The organism is Saccharothrix hoggarensis, assembly GCF_052936025.1.
Map to the genome: position 1 here is coordinate 2,606,633 of NZ_CP193624.1, position 18,663 is coordinate 2,625,295.

Annotated in this window: 17 protein-coding genes; 12 read left to right on the forward strand and 5 right to left on the reverse strand. The window is 73.4% G+C overall.

The features are described 5' to 3' along the window. The 5 genes from ACRAKH_RS12465 to ACRAKH_RS12485 all read left to right on the forward strand — a co-directional run bounded on the left by ACRAKH_RS12465 (position 1) and on the right by ACRAKH_RS12485 (position 9,538). The gene (locus ACRAKH_RS12465; protein ID WP_380724715.1) at positions 1–5,865 is read left to right on the forward strand and encodes a hypothetical protein; all 5,865 of its coding nucleotides are present in this window, start codon (positions 1–3) and stop codon (positions 5,863–5,865) included. Next, the gene (locus ACRAKH_RS12470) at positions 5,862–7,241 is read left to right on the forward strand and encodes a hypothetical protein (protein ID WP_380724714.1); all 1,380 of its coding nucleotides are present in this window, start codon (positions 5,862–5,864) and stop codon (positions 7,239–7,241) included. The genes ACRAKH_RS12465 and ACRAKH_RS12470 overlap by 4 nt, the downstream gene beginning before the upstream one ends. Before the next feature lie 71 nt (positions 7,242–7,312). Continuing rightward, positions 7,313–7,975: a transcriptional repressor LexA gene (gene lexA / locus ACRAKH_RS12475; RefSeq protein WP_380724713.1), complete on the forward strand. Its 663-nt coding sequence runs from the start codon at positions 7,313–7,315 to the stop codon at positions 7,973–7,975. Between the two features lie 574 nt (positions 7,976–8,549). Next, entirely contained in the window at positions 8,550–8,843 is a 294-nt protein-coding gene (locus ACRAKH_RS12480) for a hypothetical protein (protein ID WP_380724712.1), read from the forward strand. Beyond that, a complete protein-coding gene (locus ACRAKH_RS12485) occupies positions 8,843–9,538 on the forward strand; it encodes a hypothetical protein (RefSeq protein WP_380724711.1) in 696 nt (231 codons plus the stop codon). The genes ACRAKH_RS12480 and ACRAKH_RS12485 overlap by 1 nt, the downstream gene beginning before the upstream one ends. Positions 9,539–9,594: 56 nt before the next feature. Here the strand turns inward: ACRAKH_RS12485 and ACRAKH_RS12490 are convergent, their stop codons facing one another. Together ACRAKH_RS12490 and ACRAKH_RS12495 are read right to left on the reverse strand one after the other, a co-directional pair. Then, positions 9,595–10,302 (reverse strand): hypothetical protein, encoded by a 708-nt coding sequence (locus ACRAKH_RS12490; RefSeq protein WP_380724710.1) that lies wholly within the window; start codon positions 10,300–10,302, stop codon positions 9,595–9,597. Between the two features lie 206 nt (positions 10,303–10,508). Further along, entirely contained in the window at positions 10,509–11,186 is a 678-nt protein-coding gene (locus ACRAKH_RS12495) for a TetR/AcrR family transcriptional regulator (protein ID WP_447009825.1), read from the reverse strand. Positions 11,187–11,263: 77 nt separating this feature from the next. Here ACRAKH_RS12495 and ACRAKH_RS12500 point away from each other — a divergent pair, with 77 nt between their 5' ends. Beyond that, positions 11,264–11,698, forward strand: coding sequence for a hypothetical protein (locus ACRAKH_RS12500; protein WP_380724708.1), 435 nt, complete (start codon positions 11,264–11,266; stop codon positions 11,696–11,698). A gap of 16 nt (positions 11,699–11,714) precedes the next feature. Here the strand turns inward: ACRAKH_RS12500 and ACRAKH_RS12505 are convergent, their stop codons facing one another. Beyond that, on the reverse strand, positions 11,715–11,945 hold the full coding sequence (locus tag ACRAKH_RS12505) for a hypothetical protein (protein ID WP_380724707.1): 231 nt from the start codon (positions 11,943–11,945) through the stop codon (positions 11,715–11,717). 39 nt (positions 11,946–11,984) lie between these two features. Further along, complete coding sequence (locus tag ACRAKH_RS12510) at positions 11,985–12,635, reverse strand: HD domain-containing protein (RefSeq protein WP_380724706.1); 651 nt, start codon at positions 12,633–12,635, stop codon at positions 11,985–11,987. Between the two features lie 108 nt (positions 12,636–12,743). Between ACRAKH_RS12510 and ACRAKH_RS12515 the strand changes: the two genes are divergently transcribed. Genes ACRAKH_RS12515 through ACRAKH_RS12535 form a run of 5 tightly spaced genes read left to right on the forward strand, consistent with a single transcriptional unit; the run spans position 12,744 to position 16,751 of the window. Further along, a complete protein-coding gene (locus ACRAKH_RS12515; RefSeq protein WP_447009826.1) occupies positions 12,744–13,706 on the forward strand; it encodes a GlxA family transcriptional regulator in 963 nt (320 codons plus the stop codon). Positions 13,707–13,764: 58 nt separating this feature from the next. Further along, positions 13,765–14,160 (forward strand): winged helix-turn-helix transcriptional regulator, encoded by a 396-nt coding sequence (locus ACRAKH_RS12520; protein WP_380730254.1) that lies wholly within the window; start codon positions 13,765–13,767, stop codon positions 14,158–14,160. A 47-nt stretch (positions 14,161–14,207) separates the two neighbouring features. Beyond that, on the forward strand, positions 14,208–14,852 hold the full coding sequence (locus tag ACRAKH_RS12525) for an NADPH-dependent F420 reductase (RefSeq protein WP_380730256.1): 645 nt from the start codon (positions 14,208–14,210) through the stop codon (positions 14,850–14,852). Positions 14,853–14,874: 22 nt separating this feature from the next. Beyond that, entirely contained in the window at positions 14,875–15,483 is a 609-nt protein-coding gene (locus ACRAKH_RS12530; protein WP_380730258.1) for a TetR/AcrR family transcriptional regulator, read from the forward strand. Further along, positions 15,480–16,751 carry a glycosyltransferase gene (locus tag ACRAKH_RS12535; RefSeq protein ID WP_447009827.1) on the forward strand — a complete coding sequence of 424 codons (1,272 nt, stop codon included), beginning with the start codon at positions 15,480–15,482 and terminating at the stop codon, positions 16,749–16,751. Before ACRAKH_RS12530 ends, ACRAKH_RS12535 begins: the two co-directional genes overlap by 4 nt. Positions 16,752–16,812: 61 nt before the next feature. Here ACRAKH_RS12535 and ACRAKH_RS12540 read toward each other — a convergent pair whose 3' ends face one another. Then, positions 16,813–17,592 (reverse strand): DUF4184 family protein, encoded by a 780-nt coding sequence (locus ACRAKH_RS12540; RefSeq protein WP_380727008.1) that lies wholly within the window; start codon positions 17,590–17,592, stop codon positions 16,813–16,815. A gap of 142 nt (positions 17,593–17,734) precedes the next feature. Here ACRAKH_RS12540 and ACRAKH_RS12545 point away from each other — a divergent pair, with 142 nt between their 5' ends. Next, a complete protein-coding gene (locus tag ACRAKH_RS12545; protein ID WP_380727006.1) occupies positions 17,735–18,625 on the forward strand; it encodes a trypsin-like serine peptidase in 891 nt (296 codons plus the stop codon). The last annotated feature ends 38 nt before the right edge of the window (positions 18,626–18,663 follow it).

Consider the following 18,663-nt stretch of genomic DNA (forward strand, 5'->3'; position numbering starts at 1 on the left):
GTGACCGCCGACGTTCCCGCCGAGCTGCGCAAGTGGCTGATGTCGCTCAACGACCCGGACTTCAGCGTCCTGCTGACGGTGTGCGACCCGCTCCGCCACGCCGCGCAGATGCCGCCGCCCAGCAAGGACGCCAGGCCGCCCGTCCGGCGCGAACTGCGTGCCGCGCGGGCCCAGGCGGCCAAGATGCCGTCGCACCAGCTGTCGCGGCTGGCGCTCGGCGGGTTGTCGATCGCCACCAGGGTGCTGACCGCGCACTGCGGGTTCGAGCCGAGGACCGTGCACAGCCCCGACCTGGACGAGCTGCGGCGGATGCTCGTCGCGCTCGGCAACCCGCTGGGCCGGTTGGTGCTGTTCGGGCTGTTGCAGGAGGACGTGCCGGCGACGGACCTGGCGACGGAGCACCGCGCCGACCTCGAAGTGGCGGTGCAGGCGGCGGGGCGGTCGCCCGTCACGGCGTTCATCGAGGCCTTCGACCACCTCCGGCAGCCGTTGGAGGCCGACCCGTCCGCCATGCCGGAGGCCGGGGACCACCAAGACGCGTTCGACGCGGTGGTGGCCCAGGTCGACCGGTTCGAGACGGACCTCGCCACGGTGCGTGACCGTGCCGCCGGTGTGGCCGCGTTGCTCCGCGGCGCGGCCGACGACGTCGAGCGCGGTGGCGAACCGGCCGACGTCGCCGACCGGCTCGCCGAGTACCGCGAGGAGCGTCGAGCGTTCCTCGACTCCCTCACCGGGTTGACCGGCCAGGAGTACGCCGACTTCGGCCACGTCGACGCGGACCTGGTCACCTTCCGCGCCGAGGTGCTGCGGCAGAAGGAGGAGGCCGCCCGGCGTGCCGCGGAGCAGCAGGCCAACGCCGCGCACGTCGCGCGGTTGCGGCAACAGCTGGTCGAGCTGGAAGCCCTCGCGGAGACCGTGCCCGACAGCGCCCGCGAGTCGGTGCGGAGCGCGGCGCAGGCCGTGCGGGACGAGATCGCCGAACGCCTGGCGGCCGCCGCCGACGCGTCGTTGGCGGAACTCGGCTTGCCCGAAAAGCCGGCGACTACAGGAAAGGCAGCGACCACCGACGATCCCGCCCCCGCGGCACGTGCGGCGGAACCCGAGGACGCGACCGCAGCGGGCCGACCGACCGAGACCGACCGGAACCCGTCACCCGCCGAGGAGTCCGACTCGGCGTCGGACGCGGGCGCGCCGCCGGAGGTCGGACCGGACGAGCAGCCCGGCCCGGACGAGCAGCCCGCGGCAGACCGGCACGCCGGACCGGATGGGGCCGGAGCGGACGAACAGGCCGCAGCGGACCGGGACGCACCACCCGAGCCGGAGACCGGGCCGGCCGAGGGCGCGGCCCCGGAGCAGGACGCCGAGCCGGAGGGCACCGAGGACACCCCGACACCGCCGCCACCCACCCCGCCGACGCCGACCCCCTCGACCCCGCCGACGGCGACCACCTCGGCGACCGCGACCACCTCGGCGACCGAAACCACCACCCCGACCGAAACCACCCCGACCGAAACCACCGCGTCGGCCGCAACGACCGGGCCCGACCGTGACGAGCTGGCCATCGGCTTCCCCTGGGAGGAGGGCAACCCGCCGCTCGCCGTCGAACTGGCGCGCGACGGCAGGCTGGTCGAGGCCTACTGGGTGACCGCGATGTCCGGCGAGCCCAACCAGCGCATCGCCGTCCTGCGGTTCGCCGCCGCCGCGTACGCGATCAACAACAACGCCGACGCCACCGCCGTCCTGGCCGGGCTCGAACTGGACGCGCAGGAACTCGCCGGCGACCCCGACGCCGCCGCCCTCGCCACCACCGCCGCGCTGCGGGCCGCGCTGATCGCGGGCTGGGGGCACCCGATGCTCACCCAGCTGCGGCCGGAGCTGGTGCTCCCGACCCACTGGGCGGCGCTGATCGACACGACGATCGACGCCGTCCGGCGCGGTTTCCGGCCGGACGACGGCCTGGGCGGCCCGCTGCTGGAGAACGACGCGCAGGAGGCGCGCACCGAGCTGGGACGGCGTGCCCGGAACCTGGCCGAGGAGCTGCCCCGCCGCAAGAACAGCTACCAGCGCGCCACCCGCGTGCTGCAACGGCTGATGCACACCGGCGAGCCGCTGGCCACCGCCTTGGACGCCGTCGCGAAGTGGGCCGACGGCACGGGTGACAGCCAGGCCGTCGCCGCCGCGCTGGCGGAGGTGAACGCGCCCGGCGCGATCGACGCCATGATCGAGTCCGCCGACGCCGCCATGCGCACCCCGAAGCAGGCCCGTGAGCCGATCGTGGCGATCGCCCTCCGCACGCTGGTCCGCGCGATCGAGGAGGTGCGCACGATCCTGCGCGAGGCCGACGCGGTGAGCCGGCGGCTGACCGTCACCCAGTCGGAGGACCAGGCCGTGGCCGCACGGCTGGCCAAGGCGCTCGCGGACGTCGAGTCGGCAGAACCGCCGCCGGGCATGACCGGTGTGGCGATGGAGCTGTTCCGCCGCTGGTTGCAGCGCCCCACCGAGACCGTCCGCGCCGGGTACGCCGCCGTGGGCGGGGGTGAGGCGTCCTTCAGCCTGGCCGAGCCGAGCCCGGACGTCCTGCTGGTCCTGCCGGACCTGCCCCGCGACGCCGACGGCCGCCCCAACCCCGAGGACCTGCGGACGTCGGTGGTGCTGGCCGGGCTTACCCGCACGCCCGACCTGGAACGGGCCGTGGCCGTCTACTGCGAACGCGGCGACCTGCGCCGGGCCCGGCGGGTGGTCGAACTCGCGGCGGACGGCTTCTGGGACGTCGACCAGCCGGTGGGCCCGCTGCGCCAGGTCGTGGAGGACGCCACGCGCTCGTGGACGAAGCTCCACCGGTCCGCCCTCAACCAGGCCCGCGACCTGTTCGCGCGCATCCGCACCCAGAACCTCCTCGACCCCGAGGACGAGACGGCGGTGGCCGGCCGGCTGGAAGCCCTGACCGCCGTGGACGACGGCGCGTTCGACGAGGCGTCGGCGAAGCTGGCGGAGCTGGCGAAGGAGCTGGAGGCCAAGCACCGCTCGCGGGTCGCCGACCTCCGCACGGAGATCGAGACGTTGAGCGTCCCGGCCGCCGACCACGACCGGATCGTCGCGCTGCTGGACGACGGCGACACGGTGACCGCCGCCGAGTTCATCGCGTTCATCCGCGCCGGCAAACCGCTGCCCGAGCACGCGAAGGAGGCCGCCGAGGACGTCCGCAGCTTCGCCGAGACGGTCGCCCAGGGCAACGACGCCATGCGGGACAGCGCGCTCGGCTGGGCCGAGCTGGCGGCGAACGGCGCGACCCTCACCGCCCTCGCCAACACCGGCGTGCAGGCGTGGGACTCGCTGCGCAACCACGACGGCCTGGGCGGCGACCGGTGGGCGAACGCCGTCCGCGACATCCTGCGCACGCTCGGCCTGCAGGCCGCGAACCGGCCCCAGGAGATCAACCGGGGCGCACGGCGGGGTTTCCGCAAGTTCCGGGTGCAGGGCACGCCGTCGGACGGCTCGTACATCTCGACCCTCGGGTCGGCCGCGAGCAACTACACCGTGACGGTCGTCGTCGAGGAGCACCGGGGCCGCCGGTCCGTGCTCGACGTGCTCGGCACCGAGGACGCCGGGCGCGCGAACGTCGTGCTGTACCTGCACACCATGGACCTGCCGGCACGTCGCCAGCTGGCCGCGGAGGCGACGCGCAGCCCCGTGCAGGCGCTCGTCATCGACCCCGCGGTGATCGGCTGGGTGGCGGCGAACGCGCCTGGCTCGTGGCGCGCCACCCAGCGCATCACCCTGCCGTGGACCGCGTTGAACCCGTACACGCCGTTCGTCGCGGGCCTGGTGCCGCCGGAGGTGTTCGTCGGCCGGGTCCGCGAGATGGCCGAGGTGATCGACCCGAACGGCGGGCTGTTCATCTACGGCGGCCGGCAGCTCGGCAAGTCGGCGCTGCTGCGCCGCGTCGAGGCCACGTTCAACGACGGCGAGTACCGGTTCGCGGTCTACCTCGACCTGAAGGGCCGGGGCATCGGCGAGGCCGAGCCGGCGAGCCGCATCTGGCGGGAACTGGTGCTGGAGCTGAAGAAGTCGGGCGTGCTGTCCGACCGGGTCTCCCAGGACGCGCCGCCCGACGTCGTCGTGAACCAGGTGCGGACGTGGCTCGACCAGCACACCGGCCGCCGGCTGCTGCTGCTCGCCGACGAGGCCGACGCGTTCCTCACCGCGGACTCGCGCGGCACGCCCACGGCGGGCGGTGTCGCGCACTTCCCGAACGTGTTGCGGCTCAAGGAGCTGATGGAGTCGACGGACCGGCGGTTCAAGGTCGTGTTCGCCGGTCTGCACCAGGTGCAGCGCTTCGGGCACCTGTCCAACGTGCCGCTGGTGCACGGCGGGCCGGACATCCTGGTCGGCCCGCTGGACCAGGTCGACGCGCGGCGGCTCGTCGTGGCGCCGCTGGCGGCCCTCGGCTACCGCTTCGAGCGGCCCGAGCTGGTGTGGCGGCTGCTGTCCGCGACCAACTACCAGGCCAGCCTCATCCAGATCTTCTGCGAGGAGCTGGTGCGGACGCTGCACAACCGCGTGTCGCACCACCAGACGTTGCCGGTGCCGATCCGGGAGAGCGACGTCGAAGCGGTGGCGGGCAGCGACCGCGTCCGGGCCCGCATCGCCGAGCGCCTGCGGATCACGATCAACCTCGAGGACCGGTACCGCGTGCTCACGCTGGTGATCGCGCTGCTGAGCCTGAAGGACATGTTCAGCACCGACTACGGCCCCGAGCAGCTGCTCCAGGAGGCGCGCAAGCACTGGCCCGCCGGGTTCGAGGACCTGACCGCGTCGGGCGTCAGCATCTACCTGGACGAGATGGTGGGCCTGGGCCTGCTCATCCGGCTGTCCGGGCAGAGCCGGTACGCCGTGCGCAGCCCGAACGTCGTCAACATGCTGGGCACCAAGGCGAGCCTGGAGCTGGAGCTCCGGGAGACGGACTTCGACCTGCCCTACGAGTACAACCCGCGCGACGCGCGCCGGCTCCTGGTCAACGTGCAGGGCGTGCAGCGGCGCAGCCCGCTCACCGACGGCCAGCTGTACGACCTCACCGCGGACGGCGCGGTCTCGGTCGTCACGGGCACCGACGCGCTCGGCGTGGACCGCGTGCCGGACGCGGTGAAGGACTACGCGGAGATGCGCGGCAGCCGGGTCGAGGTGCACACGTCGGTGGGGGACATCGCGAAGGCGGTCACGGCGGCCGCGCGGCGCAAGCGGCCCACGGTGATGGTGGCGGACCTGCGCGAGCGGACGGTGCCCGAGATCGTCCAGATGCGGGACCGGCTGACCAAGGACCGGCTGGCCTCGGTCCTGCTGATCCAGCCCGCCGTCGCGCGGGACGTCGTGCGCGAGCTGGGTCCGGAGAAGGGCGCCGAGCTGGTCCGCCCGGCCCGGTGGACGGCGAGCAGCCTGCGCAGCTGGCCGGAGTGCCCGTTCGACGTGCTGCACTCGCGCGTGCGGCTGATCGAGGCGACCGGCGGGTGGACGGAGCTGGTGGAGGACGTCATCGGCATGGTGGTCATGCGCGGCGCCACCCAGGCGCAGGCGCTGGACCGGGTCGTGCAGTGGTCGAAGGACCTGGCGTGGGCGCGGAGGTTCCTGGCCCAGGCGGGCGTCGGCCAGGCGTTGGTGGGCAAGATCGGGCCGTGGGTGGACTACGTCGACCCCGGCGAGCCGATCGACACCGTCGACGTGGCCGCGATCCTCGAACTCGACCTGCCGGGCGCCATCGACCTGCTGGACGAGCTGGTGAACCTGGGCGTGCTGGACGAGAGCCCGGACGGGGTCATGCTGGACCGGGTCGTGCACCGCTGCATCACCACGGTCCGCGGGCAGTCGTGAAGAGCGGTCGCTGGGAGCTGGGGTCGCTGCCCGGTCCGCGCGGGCACGTGGAGGCGTTGGCGGAGGACCTGAACGCCGGGTTGAGCTGCGTCTGGCTGTTCCCCGACGACCTGGTGGACCGCGGCGCGGCCGACGACCTGGTCGAGCTGGTCGGCTCGCACGTCGAGACCGTCCGCGTGCCCCAGCCGGAGGTGCGGCGGACCAGCGGGCAGCGGGGGAGCGCCCGGCCTTCGGCCCCGGCGGACGACTCGCTGCCGTCGTGGGCGAGGGGCGGGCTGGGCGTGTTCGACTGGGACGAGTCGTTCCACACCGTCGACGTGCCGACGCTGGAGAGCACGTCGACGGTGGCCGAACGCCTGCTGATGGTGTCCGACGCCGTGCCCGCCGACGGTGAGGACCCGCTGGCCGTGCTGGCGTCGTCGGACTGGCTGCGGCGGAAGGTGGTCGTCGTGCGGGCGTGGGACGAGAACGACCCCGACGACGTCGCGTCGGTGCTCACCAGGGTGACCGCGCACGCGAAGGCGCACGGCGTGCCGCCGGAGGAGCGGACCAGGGTGCTCGTCGCGGCCACGCTCGGCGGCCTGCCCGTCCGGCTGCTCGACCAGGTCGACCCGGTCACCACCAGGGTGCACTGGTGGTGGAGCGTGTGCGGCCGGCTCGACACGGCGGTCGTCACCACCGCCGCCCGACCCCGCAACGCCCGCCGGGGCACCGTGACGCGGGTCGACGTGCGGGAGCTCGTGGCCGCCGAGGTGGTCGTGGAGGTGGCTGGCCCGGACCTGCTGCTCGCGGAGGGGCTGGCGTCGTCGTGGGACGGCCGCATGGCGACGTTGCGCGAGCAGATCACCGCGTTCACGCACGAGGAGGAAGACCTCGTGCCCCGCGCCCTCCGACGATCGCGCGGGAGCGGTGAGCGGCCCGGCGAGGAACTGCGGCCCGCGTGGAACGCCGGGTTCGCCGACGTCTGGGACGGGCAGCTGCGGATCAGCCCGGCCGTGCGCGGGGTGATCGGCACGGCCGTCGACCTCGACAACCTGGTGTGGCGCGGGCAGAACCGGGCGCTGATGCCGCTCGTCGACGGGTGGCGGGCCAGGCTGGAGGAGAAGGTCCGCGCCAGGGCGAGTTCCGCCGTGCTGGCCGAGATGGGCCGGGACGCCCGCGGCGGCCCGGCCGGGTCCGAGCGGCCCGGGCGCGCGACGTTGGAGCTGGGCGTGATGGCGTGGGCGGTGTCGACGTCACGCATCCGGCTGCCGCAGGCGGACCGCGACCTCCTGTTCTGCCTGCGCGACGCCCGCAACGCCCTGTCCCACCTGAGACCGCTGGACGACCAGGAGCTGGACCGGCTGGCCCGCGCGATCCCCGACGAGTCGTGGTGACGGCCGCCGCGCGGCGGGTCCGGCGGTCACCGGGCGCGACCGGTCCGGTCACCGGCCCTATCATTCCGCGGATGACCGCCTACGACGATCTTGACGCGTTCGAGCACCTGGACACCTCGGCGCTGCCGCCGCGGCAGCAGCGCATCCTCGCCGCGATCCGCGACTGGGTGATGAGGCACGGGTACTCGCCGAGCACGCGCGAGATCGGCGACGCGGTCGGCCTGCGCTCCTCGTCGTCGGTGTCGAAGCACCTGGCGAGCCTGGAGGAGAAGGGTTTCCTGCGGCGCGGCGGCTCGATGTCGCGGCCGATCGACGTGCGCCTGTTCCTCCGGGAGCCGTCGGCGCACGGGTCCGGCGACGACTCGGTGTCCGTCCCGGTGGTCGGCCACATCGCCGCGGGCAGCCCCATCGCGGCCGACGAGCACGTGGACGACGTGCTCACGCTGCCCCGCGGGCTCACCGGGCGCGGCACCGTGTTCGGCCTGCGCGTGCGCGGCGACTCGATGGTGGACGCCGCGATCTGCGACGGCGACATCGTCGTGGTGCGGCAGCAGCCCGAGGCGCACTCCGGCCAGATCGTCGCCGCGATGATCGACGGCGAGGCCACCGTCAAGGTGTACCGCCGCCGCAACGGCCACGTGTACCTCGAACCCCGCAACCCGGCCTACGACGTGATCGACGGCGACCGGGCCGTGGTGCTCGGCACGGTCGTCTCGGTGCTGCGCAGCGTCTGACGCGGAGGCGGGCGGCACGGCCGTTCGGCCGGAGTCGCGGCGGGTCGGCGGAGAGATCCTGTCCACTCCCGTTCAGCCCGGTGTCCATAGACGTCTCTTGACGCTCTACCGAATGGAATGACCCAGTTCAGAGGCGCTTTTCCGGCTCACCATCTATGTGTGGTCCGGGTCACATGCGTTGATCCTATGATGACTCGGTGCGGGGCCGATTCACGTCGGCCGGCGCACCCTGGCCCTTCTGCCGGTAGCGGTTGAGCGCGGGGTTTCGGCGGTTCCCGCTGGAGACGGGTTCCGCCACCAACGTCGAGCCCCGGACGGCGCGTTGTCGTCCGGGGCTTTCGTTCGCGTGGACACGCGCTGTCCGGATGGACACGCATCGTGATCTCGCCTCTGGTCACCACTCGCGCGTTGTGGTCAAATCCGGCTTGTCACCCGATTGGATGTCCACGATCCGGCGGTCTCCAGCCGTCCGAGTGGCATCCGCAGGCCGAGAGCTCAACCGCTACCGAAAGAAAACCGCCGTGTTCCCGCGCATTCGCGGGAACACCGAGTGGTCTCCACAGAAGGGCTTCGCGTGCACCCCCGCGATCGCAACCAACCGGGCGGCCGGTTCGCCTGGGCCGACGTCCCGGTGCTCGGCCTGGCGTTCGCCGCCGCCTGGTACCTGACCCGCTACGAGCACTACTCGGTGCCCGCCGCCGTCGCCACCTCCGCCGCCGCGCTCGGGCTGTTCACCGTGGCGCTGTCCGCGCCGAGGTGCGCCCGCCGGGTCGCCGCGCTGCTGGTCGCGCTCGGCGGCGCGCCGGCCTCCGCGCCGCTGGACCCCACGAGCGCGGTGAGCGTGAGTGAGCCGGTGGGGCGGCGGTAGTGGCCACGGGGAAGTACCTGACCGTGCAGCGGTCCCTGCTCCGGGCCGAGTCCTCGACGGAGTTCCGCTCGATGCTCAACCGCATCCGCCGGGAGGCGGGGTTCAGCTGCGGCCAGATCGCGGTCAAGGCGGGCATCCCGCGCAGCCAGGCGTACGCCCTGGTCGACGCCAAGCGCACGGCGTTGCCGAACAAGCCGGACCAGGTCGTCGCCTTCCTCCGGGCGTGCAACCTCTCGCCGATGCACACGGACATCGTCATGGACCGCCTGCGCGAGCTGAAGCAGCGCCAGTCCGCCGCCGGCCCGTCCGCGCCGAGCCGGTCGAAGGCCGGGGACCCGACCGGGGAGGCGCGGGTCGCGGCGCTGGAACCACCGGCCGAACCGCCGCCGGCGCGCGTGGACGACGAGCGGGACATCGTCGTCAACATGGGCAAGCTGACGCCCATGCGGCGCACCAACAACACCGCCCTGGTGCACCTCGTGCACTACGTGCTGGCGAGCGACGAGCGCACCAGGCGGGCGAACCGGCTCCTGCTGAGCCTCGGGTTCGTCCTGTTCCTGGTGCTGGCGGCGCTCGGGGGAGTGCTGGTGCTGGTGCCCGGCAGCTTCCGGGCGTGGGTGGTCGGCGGGGTGGGCGGCTCGATCGCGCTCGGCACGCTGATCCTGATGAGGACGGTGCTGCGCAGCTACCAGTGACGTGGACGCGCGGCGGACGGCCGTCCCGGAGGACGACCGCCGGCCGCTCCCGTCGCTCAGGAGGTGATGTGGAGGGTCTGGTCGAAGGCGCCCGACCCGGCCTGCTTCTCGCCCAGCAGCTTGTAGGCGCCGGTGAGCGTGGCGGTGCTCGGGCACGTCGAGCTGCCGCTGGTCAGCCGCAGGCTCGCGCCGGACAGCGACGCCTGCGCGTCCGCGACCGACGTGACCGGGCGGTTGGCGTTGTCCTTGTTGTAGACGCTGCCCGTGACGCTGTTGTTCGCGCCCGCGCCGACGAAGTAGCAGGTGATCCGGATGCCCATCCAGTTGGAGGAGTCCACCTTCGCCGAGACGTTGTTCAGCGTGATGGTGCCGTCACGGCCGCCCGCCTGCGGCGCGTAGGTGACGTTGCCGCCGCTCCACGGCAGGGTGGCCGGCGTGATGGTGGTCCGGCCGCCCTGGTCGTTGGGGCACGACCCGTTGGTCGCGCTGGAGTCGCTGAAGGAGGCGGCGGAGAGGCTCGCGGCGGTGCCGTCCGACCTCACCGACCCCGTCATGGTGGAGCGGTTGCACGTGGCGTTGCCCGCGGAACTGGCGAACCGCACGGTGGACGAGATCAGGGTTCCCTTGATGTTGCCCGAGTAGGCCGCGCCCGTCGCGGAATCGCTCCGGATCGTCGTGCCGGCGGCTCCCGCCGTCGGTGCGATCAGGGTGAACGAGGCGAGCAGGGAAAGACCGGTCAGCCCGATGGTGGCAATCCTCTTCACGAACATCTCCTTTCCTCATCCCCGTAGGGGTGCAGGGGCTCATATAGAAACAGTCGTGTTTCTAAATTGTCAAGGAAAGTCGGGGATGATTACCGAGGGCATGGCGGAATCATTCGTCGACGGGGCCGTTCGGTCAACCGGTTGGGCCGAACCGGTGGCCGCGCGAAGCGAGTGGTCGCACGGAGTAGGCGGGTTTCCGCCAATGGCTAGGAAACGGACTTCGGGAGCGACTTCGCCCGTTCGTCGGCGGCCCGCTGGTGCCCCAGGAACGGCACGAGCACGTTGTAGAGCAGGTCCGGCAGCAGGTCGGGCAGGCGGTCCGCCTCGCCGCGCGACACCCGGTTGTAGATCACCTGGAGCACCGCGCCGACGATCGTCTCGGCGGTCAGCTGCGGCCCGATCGGTGTCTCCGGGAGCCCCTGGGACGCGTGGACGATCCGGTCGGTCAACGCGCTGAGCACCTCGCGGCGCCGTTGCAGCGCCTCCGGCCCGGCGGACAGCACCTCGACGATCACCATGCGCGTGACGGCGGGGTCCTCGGCCAGCACCCGCAGGCAGACCTCCAGCGCGGCGCGCGTCGCCTCAACGAAGTCGTCGTGCCCGCTGTAGGCGCGGACCACGGCGGCGGTGATGCGCCCGACGGCGCTGTCGAACGCGGCCAGGAACGCGTCTTCCTTGCTGGAGTGGTGCTCGTAGAACGTGCGGCGCGAGACGCCCGCGAGCTTGATGATCGAGTCGACCGAGGTGTTGGCGTAGCCGTGCTCACTCACCGCGCCCGCCAGCGCCGCCAGGATGCGGTCGCGCTGGTTGCCCGCCACGAAGTCGCTGCTGAGGCCGTGCCTTCCGGGCGGTAGCTGGTGCGGTTTCCGTGACTTGCTGCCCACGTTCCTCGTTGACTGGTCGTGATCGGCTCAGGCTGGACCGCCTGATGCTAGTGGACCTTCTACCTGGTGTGTGCCGAATGCGGGAAGTGGTGCGCGACGACGCGGTCGCGGTGTTCATCCGGGCGGTGGACGACCTCCACCGCCGCTTCGACCGGGCCGGCCACGGTCGCGGCGGGTGCGAAGAGCGCTTCGCCGCCGTGGTCGCCTCGGTCGTCGCCTGGCTGGCCGACCACCCGGACCAGGCCCGGCTGTACTGGTGCGACTGGGGGACGACCGCCGACCCGGACCTGCGCGGGGCGGTGCTGCGCGCCCGGCGTCGCCTGACCGACTTCGCGCTGCGGCACCTCGGCCCCGACCCCCTCACCACCCGCCACGAGGTGAACATCGAGTACCTGGTGGGGCTCGTCCGCCAGGTCGTGGACGAGGAGTTGCAGAAGCCCGCCGTCGACCTCGGCCGCCTGGCCGAACGCCTCGCCCGCCTCGGGCCCCTGCTGAGCGCCCACGACGACTGACCGCGCCGACGGCGACCTAGTCGAGTGGGTCGCGCAGGGTCAGGACGACCCGCAGCACGTGTTCGACGGCGGACGGGAACACCGCGCCCCGCAGCTCTCCGCGCGTGGCGAGGTTGCGGGAGGCGAACTCCAGCATGCGGTCCTCGCCGAGCCTCCGGACGACGAGCGCGGCGACCTCTTCCAGGTCGAGGGCCGGGTTGTCGAGGCGGGCCAGCGCGAACTCGACGACCAGCTCTTCCTCCGTCACGCGCCTCACCTCCCGACCACCCCGAGGGTAGTCCAGGGGTCAGCCCACGGGGTCCGGCGTCGCGGTGAGCTGCCGCCACGTCGGCCCGGCGTGCTCGGGCGCGTACTCGGCGACGAGCAGGGACGGGAACGTCAGCGGCGGGGCCTTGCGCGGGTCCGCCTTCGCGTCCTCCACGATGGCGGCGGTGATCGCCTCGGTGAGGTCGAGCCGGGGCAGCCGGCGCCGCGCCGCGTGCACCAGCGAAGCGGGCAGGCGGTCGACGGAGAGCCCGAGGACGTCGGCCCCGGAACCCAGGTGCACCAGCGCGATCTCCGGTCGCTTGCGGCCCGCGATGCCGGGGCTGGTGTGCAGCGCGATCGCGTCCCAGACGACCTCGACGCGGTCCTCCGCCACGCCGTGGCCGCGCAGGAACCGGGCGGCGGCGTCGGCGCCGGCCACCTCGAACCGCTGGCCGCCCTCGCCGTCCTCGGTCAGCCCGAGGTCGTGCAGGACGCAGCCCAGGAACAGCAGCTCGTCGTCGTAGTCCTCGTCGGGCCGGAGGCCCTGGTCGTGGCCGATGCCGCGGGCGAAGAGGTAGGTCCGCACGCTGTGGTTGAACAGGTACGCCTCCTCGGACTCCTCCGCCAGCCGGTAGGCGGCGCGGGCGAGGTCCGTCCCGGGCAGGTCGAACTCCTCGTGTGGCGTGGACATGGGCCCCTCCAGCGGGTCGGGCGGTCGTCGGGTGGAACCCGGTGATCGTCTCCGGCGGCCGCACGCCGAACCAGTGTCCAGAACGCCCATCACCGCTAAGATCTCGCCATGTCCGTGGTCGCGGTGCTGGCGCTCGACGGTGTCCTGGGGTTCGAGCTGACGATCCCGTGCCTGGTCTTCGGCACGGCGCTCGCCGTGGCGGGCGACCAGCGGTACGAGGTGCGGGTCTGCACGCTCGGCGCAGCCGCCGACCCGGTCGACGCCGAGGCGGGCGGCCTCGCGTTCCGCACGCCGTGGGGGCTGGACGCGCTGGAACGCGCCGACACCGTGTTCCTCCCGGCGCGAGCCGGCTTCCGCCACGACCCGCCGTCCGCGGCGCTGGACGCCGTGCGCGCCGCCGCGGCCGGGGGCGCGCGGGTCGCGTCGATCTGCACCGGGGCGTTCGACCTGGCCCGCACCGGCCTGCTGGCCGGCAAGCGCGCCACCACGCACTGGAAGTACGCGCCCGAGCTGGCGCGCCGGCACCCCGACGTCGAGGTGGACGCCTCGGTGCTGTTCGTCGACGAGGGGGCCGTGCTCACGTCGGCGGGCGTGGCGGCCGGGCTCGACCTGTGCCTGCACCTGCTGCGCCGTGACCACGGCGCCGCGTTCGCCGCCGAGGTCGCCCGCCTGATCGTGATGCCGCCCCAGCGCGACGGCGGCCAGGCGCAGTTCCTCCGCCACGCCGACCCGCCGGACACCGACGCCTCGCTGCAGCCCACCCTGGCGTGGCTGGAGGCGAACCTCCGGGAACCGCTGACGCTCGGCGCGATCGCCCGGCACGCGGGCGTGAGCGAGCGCAGCCTCAGCCGCCGGTTCCGGCAGGAGGTGGGCAGCGCGCCCATGCGGTGGCTGCTCGCCGCGCGGGTTCGGCGCGCCCAGCAGCTGCTGGAGACCACCGACCTCCCGGTGGAGCAGGTGGCGCGGGAGACCGGGTTCGGCGCGGCCAACACCCTGCGCCACCACTTCGGCCGGATCGTCGGCACGTCACCGCACGCGTACCGCAAGACGTTCCGCTCCCGCCCGGCCTGACGCCGCGGCGCGGTCCCTGCTTCAATCGGCGGGTGTCGTATCGCGGGGGCGGGGGCGGATGAGCGACTCGGACGTGTTCCTGGCCGACTGCCCGGCCCGCACGACGTTGCGGCTGGTGGCCGACACCTGGGCCGTGGTCGTGGTGTTCGGGTTGGGGCCGGGACCCCTGCGCCACAACGATTTGCTCGACCGCATCGGCGGGATCAGCAAGAAGGTGCTGACGCAGACGTTGCGCAAGCTGGAGGCCAACGGGCTGGTGGCGCGGCGGAGGCTCGGCACCGCGCCGCCTGGGGTGGAGTACCGCCTCACGCCGCTCGGGCGGAGCCTGCTCGGACCGGTCTCGGCGCTCGCCCGGTGGGCCGAGGAGCACGCCGACGAACTCGCCGGCGACCCCGCCGATGACCCTGCCGATAACCCCGCCGGCGATCCCGTCGAGGAGCCGGTCCGCGGCTGATCCGTGGGGAACCCGCCGGTTCCCCACGGCCTCCTACCGTCGCCGTCGTGAGAATCGGTGTTCTTGGCGCAGGGTCGATGGCGGACGTGTTGGGCACCCGGTGGGTCGAGGCGGGCCACGAGGTGATGGTCGCCGGCCGCACGGAGGCGAAGGCGCGGGCGCTGGCCCGCAAGTGGGGCGCCCGCAGCGGAACCTTCCGCGAGGCCGCGGAGTTCGGCGACGTGGCGTTGCTCGCGGTCCTCTACCAGGGGGTGCCGGCCACGCTCGCCGCGATCGGCGACGCGGTGCGCGGCAAGCCGGTGCTCGACTGCACCAACCCGGTCGAGGTCGGGAACTTCACGCTCGTCACGGAACCGGGCGTGTCGATGGCGCAGCACATCGCGCACGTGACCGGCGGGCACGTCGTCAAGGCGTTCAACCTGTGCCACGCGCGGGTGTGGGAGATGGACCCACCGGAGTTCGACGGCCGCCGCCTGGTCGTGCCCCACTGCGGCGACGACCCGGTGGCGCTGGACCTGGCCTCCCGCCTGATCCGCGACACCGGCTGCGAGCCGTTGCCGGTCGGCGGGCTCCGGCACGCCCACCACCTCGAGGGCATGGCCGCGGTCATGATCTCCCTGTTGTTCGGCGGGCTCGACCCCCGCTCGGCGTTCAACCTCGTGCGCGCCGACGACCGGGTTGACAACGACTGAACGTTTGATCAGTCTACTGACCATGCGTTCAGTCGACGACATGACCGCCAGGGCGCGCATCCGGGACGCGGCCCTGGCGCGGTTCGGGCTCGACGGCGTGGCGGGCACGTCGGTGCGGGCGGTCGCCGCCGACGCCGGCGTGTCCCCGGCCCTGGTGCTGCACCACTTCGAGTCCAAGGAGGGCCTGCGGCGGGCGTGCGACGAGCACGTGCTGGCCCTGATCCGATCCGGCGGTGGCGACAGCGACGTCTCCGGGCTGGTGGAGTCGTTGCGCGCCGCGACACCGGTGCGCCGCTACCTCGGCCGCGCGCTGGTCGAGGCCACGGACGAGGCGCGGGCGCTGTTCGCCGGGATCGTGGAGTCCACGCGCCGCTGGCTGGCGGAACGGGAGGCCGAGGGCGCGGTGCGCCCGGCGGCGGACGAGCGGGCGCGGGCGGTGACGTACGTGTCGTGGCTGCTCGCGCCGCTGGTGCTGGGAGACCTGGTGGGCGAGGCGCTGGGCGGCGACCCGGCGGAGACGTCCGTGGCCGTGCGCGGCGCCCGTGCCGGGCTGGAGATGCTGACCCACGGGTTGTTCACCGACGAGCGGTGGCTCACCGCGTTCACCGCCGCCCAGCGCGAGGTGTCGTGAAAGCGCTGCTGGTCACGCACGGCACCCAGGGTGACGTGCAGCCGTTCCTGGCCCTCGCCCTGGCGCTGCGCGCGGCCGGCCACGACGCGGTGCTGGCCGCGCCCGCCTCCTCCGAGCCGGCGGCGCGCGAGCGTGACGTCGAGTTCGCGGCGCTGGACGACGGGCCGAACCGGTTGCTGGACGACCCGGTGGTCGAGGAGGCGATCGACGGCGGCTACCGCGGCGTCCGGGGCAAGGTCACGGCGCTGCGCACGATGAGCCGGATCAAGCCGCTGATGGCCGCCGTGCTGCGCGACGTCGGCGTCGCGGCCCGCGCGCACCGGCCGGACGTCGTGGTGCACTCGCCGACCCTGCCCGCGCACCACGTCGCCGAGATGCTCGGCGTCCCGGCGGTCCTCGCGGCGCTGCAACCGGGTTGGGTTCCCACGTCGGCGTTCCCGTGCCCCCTGGTGCCGCTCCCGCGCGTGCCGCGGGCGTTGAACCGCGCCACCTACCTGACGGTGGGCGCCACCCTGCGCGCGTACGCCGGGATCGCCACGGCCTGGCGCACCGAGGACCTCGGGTTGCCGCGCCGTCGAGGCAGCCACGACCTGTTGCGCGACGAGGAGGGCCGTCCCCGCACCGTCGTGCAGGCGTTCAGCCCGTCGGTGTCCCCGGTCGCGCCGGACTGGCCGGACACCGTGCGCACCACGGGTTTCTGGTACCTGCCCGCGTCGGCGTCGTGGTCGCCGCCGCCCGAGCTGGCCGCCTTCCTCGACGACGGCCCGCCGCCGGTCTACGTCGGGTTCGGCAGCATGGCCGGTCGCGACACCGCCCGCCTCGGCGCGCTCGTCACCGAGGCCGTCCGGGAGGCCGGGGTGCGGGCGGTGCTGGCCACGGGCTGGGGTGGCATCGCCACCGGGCCGTCGTCGCGCGACGTGCTCGTCATCGACCAGGCGCCGCACGACTGGCTGTTCCCGCGCACCAGCGCCGTCGTGCACCACGGGGGCGCCGGCACGACCGCCGCCGCGCTGGCCTCGGGCACGCCGCAGGTCGTGTGCCCGTTCGTCGCCGACCAGCCCCACTGGGCGCGGCTCGTCCACCAGGCGGGTGTCGCGCCGGAGCCCGTGCGGCAACAGCGCCTCACCGCCGCCGGGTTGGCCGACGCGGTGCGGCGGGCGACCGGCGATCCGGCGCTGCGCGACCGGGCGAAGGCGCTGGGCCGCGACGTCCGCGCGGAGCGCGGGGCACAGGCCGCGGTCGAGGTGGTCGAAGGACTCCTGAGGTGACGGCACGCCGTCCTCGGGGTCGCTTTCCGTGCTGTGACAGCGGGATCGCGCCCGGCGCGCGCTAACTCCGGGACGCGTCGGCGGCTTCCGCGGCCGTCCGGTCCTCCGCGCCGTTCCGGCGGCGCGCCCGCCGCCACAACCCGTACAGCGCCAGCCCGGTCAACGTCCCCGTGACCGCCGTGATCGACACGCCGGCGAGCACGTCCTCGACCACGTAACCTCGCAGGGTCGACGCCATGAACACCACCGTGCACAACGCCACCAGCGCGCGGACGAGCGCCGGCCGTCGCGGCGGCGCGAACCGCGCGGGCACCGGTCGGCGTGGCATCCGGGACAGCTTGCGCACGCTCCACACCGCGACGATGAGAGCGCCGAGGAGCGTGCTCGTCGCTTGCGCCCAGATGTACACGGGCACGGACAGGATCTCGTGGTGCAGCGCGGGGAAGAGCTCCGCGCCCCAGTGATGCTCATGCGTGAAGCCGTCGAAGAAGAGGTGGGTCGCGGCGCCGATCAGCGCGGAGACGACCATCGCGACGCCGAACCGGGGCGCGGGCAGCCAGGCGACGCGCGACCGGGCGGCGTCGGGCAGGAGGGCGACCGCCGGTTCGAGCAGCAGCACGCGGTAGACCAGCAACGCGAGCAGCGCGATCGGGACGTCCACCACCGCCATGCCCCACCAGGTGTGCGTGTACTCGCTGCCGCCGGGGTACAGCAGCACGAAGTACGGCAGGTCGGGCGCCATGGAACCGGCGACCAGCGCGGACGGCACGAGCGGCCGACGTGACAGCGGGATGACGGCCGCGATGTGCGAGGCGGTGAACGGCATACCCGATTCGACCACGCCCGGCGTCGTCCGGGCACACCGCGTCAGGGTCCGAACGCGAAGACTTCTCACCCGTTCGCCGGAAACGCCGGGGCCTCGCGCTGAGTAACTTCCACCTCACGGTCCCTGCCGTTGATCGACCCACGAGAGGTGGAAGATCATGAACCGTGCCGTGAAACGACTGATCACCCTGGCGAGCGCGCTGGCCCTGTCCCTGGTCGCCGTCCCGGCGGCGCACGCCACGGCGCCCGCCACGTACTGGACGCCGGAACGGATGCGCGCCGCCGTCCCGCTCGACCTCCGCACCACGACCGCCTCGGCGCTGCGCGCCACCGTCCCGACCGGCGAGCCCACCACCGTCTCGCCGCTGGCCTTCCCCAACGGCGGCAGCGCGTGGACCGGCGGCGGCGCCGTCGTGGCGACCGCGGGCCGCGTGTTCTTCACCTACCAGGGCCGCAACGCCTCGTGCAGCGGCAACGCCGTCACCAGCGGCAACAAGAGCACCGTCGTCACCGCCGGGCACTGCGTGAAGCTCGACGGCGCGTACCACACCAACGTCGCCTTCGTCCCGGCCTACGACAACGGGAACGCGCCGTACGGCACGTGGAACGCGCGCGCCACCTTCGCCACGCCGCAGTGGCACGCGTCCGAGGACATCAACTACGACATCGGCGCCATCGTCGTCGGCCAGCTCAACGGCCGGTACCTCACCGACGTCGTGGGCGCGCAGGGCATCGCGTTCAACCTGCCGCGCGCGGACAACACTTACGCCTTCGGCTACCCCGCCGCCGCGCCGTACGACGGGACCAGGCTCGTCTACTGCAGCGGGCGGACGTTCAACGCGCTCGTCAGCAACGGCATCGGCATGACGTGCGACATGACCGGCGGCGCCAGCGGCGGCCCGTGGTTCCGGACGTTCTCCGAGGCCACCGGAACCGGCACGGTCAACTCCGTGAACAGCTACAAGATCAATTTCTTCCCGAACTGGATGTTCGGCCCGTACTTCGGCACGGACGCCCAGAACCTCTACAACCAGGCCCAGGCCGCCTGACGCCCGCACGTCGTGAGCCGGGCGCCACCGGGCGCCCG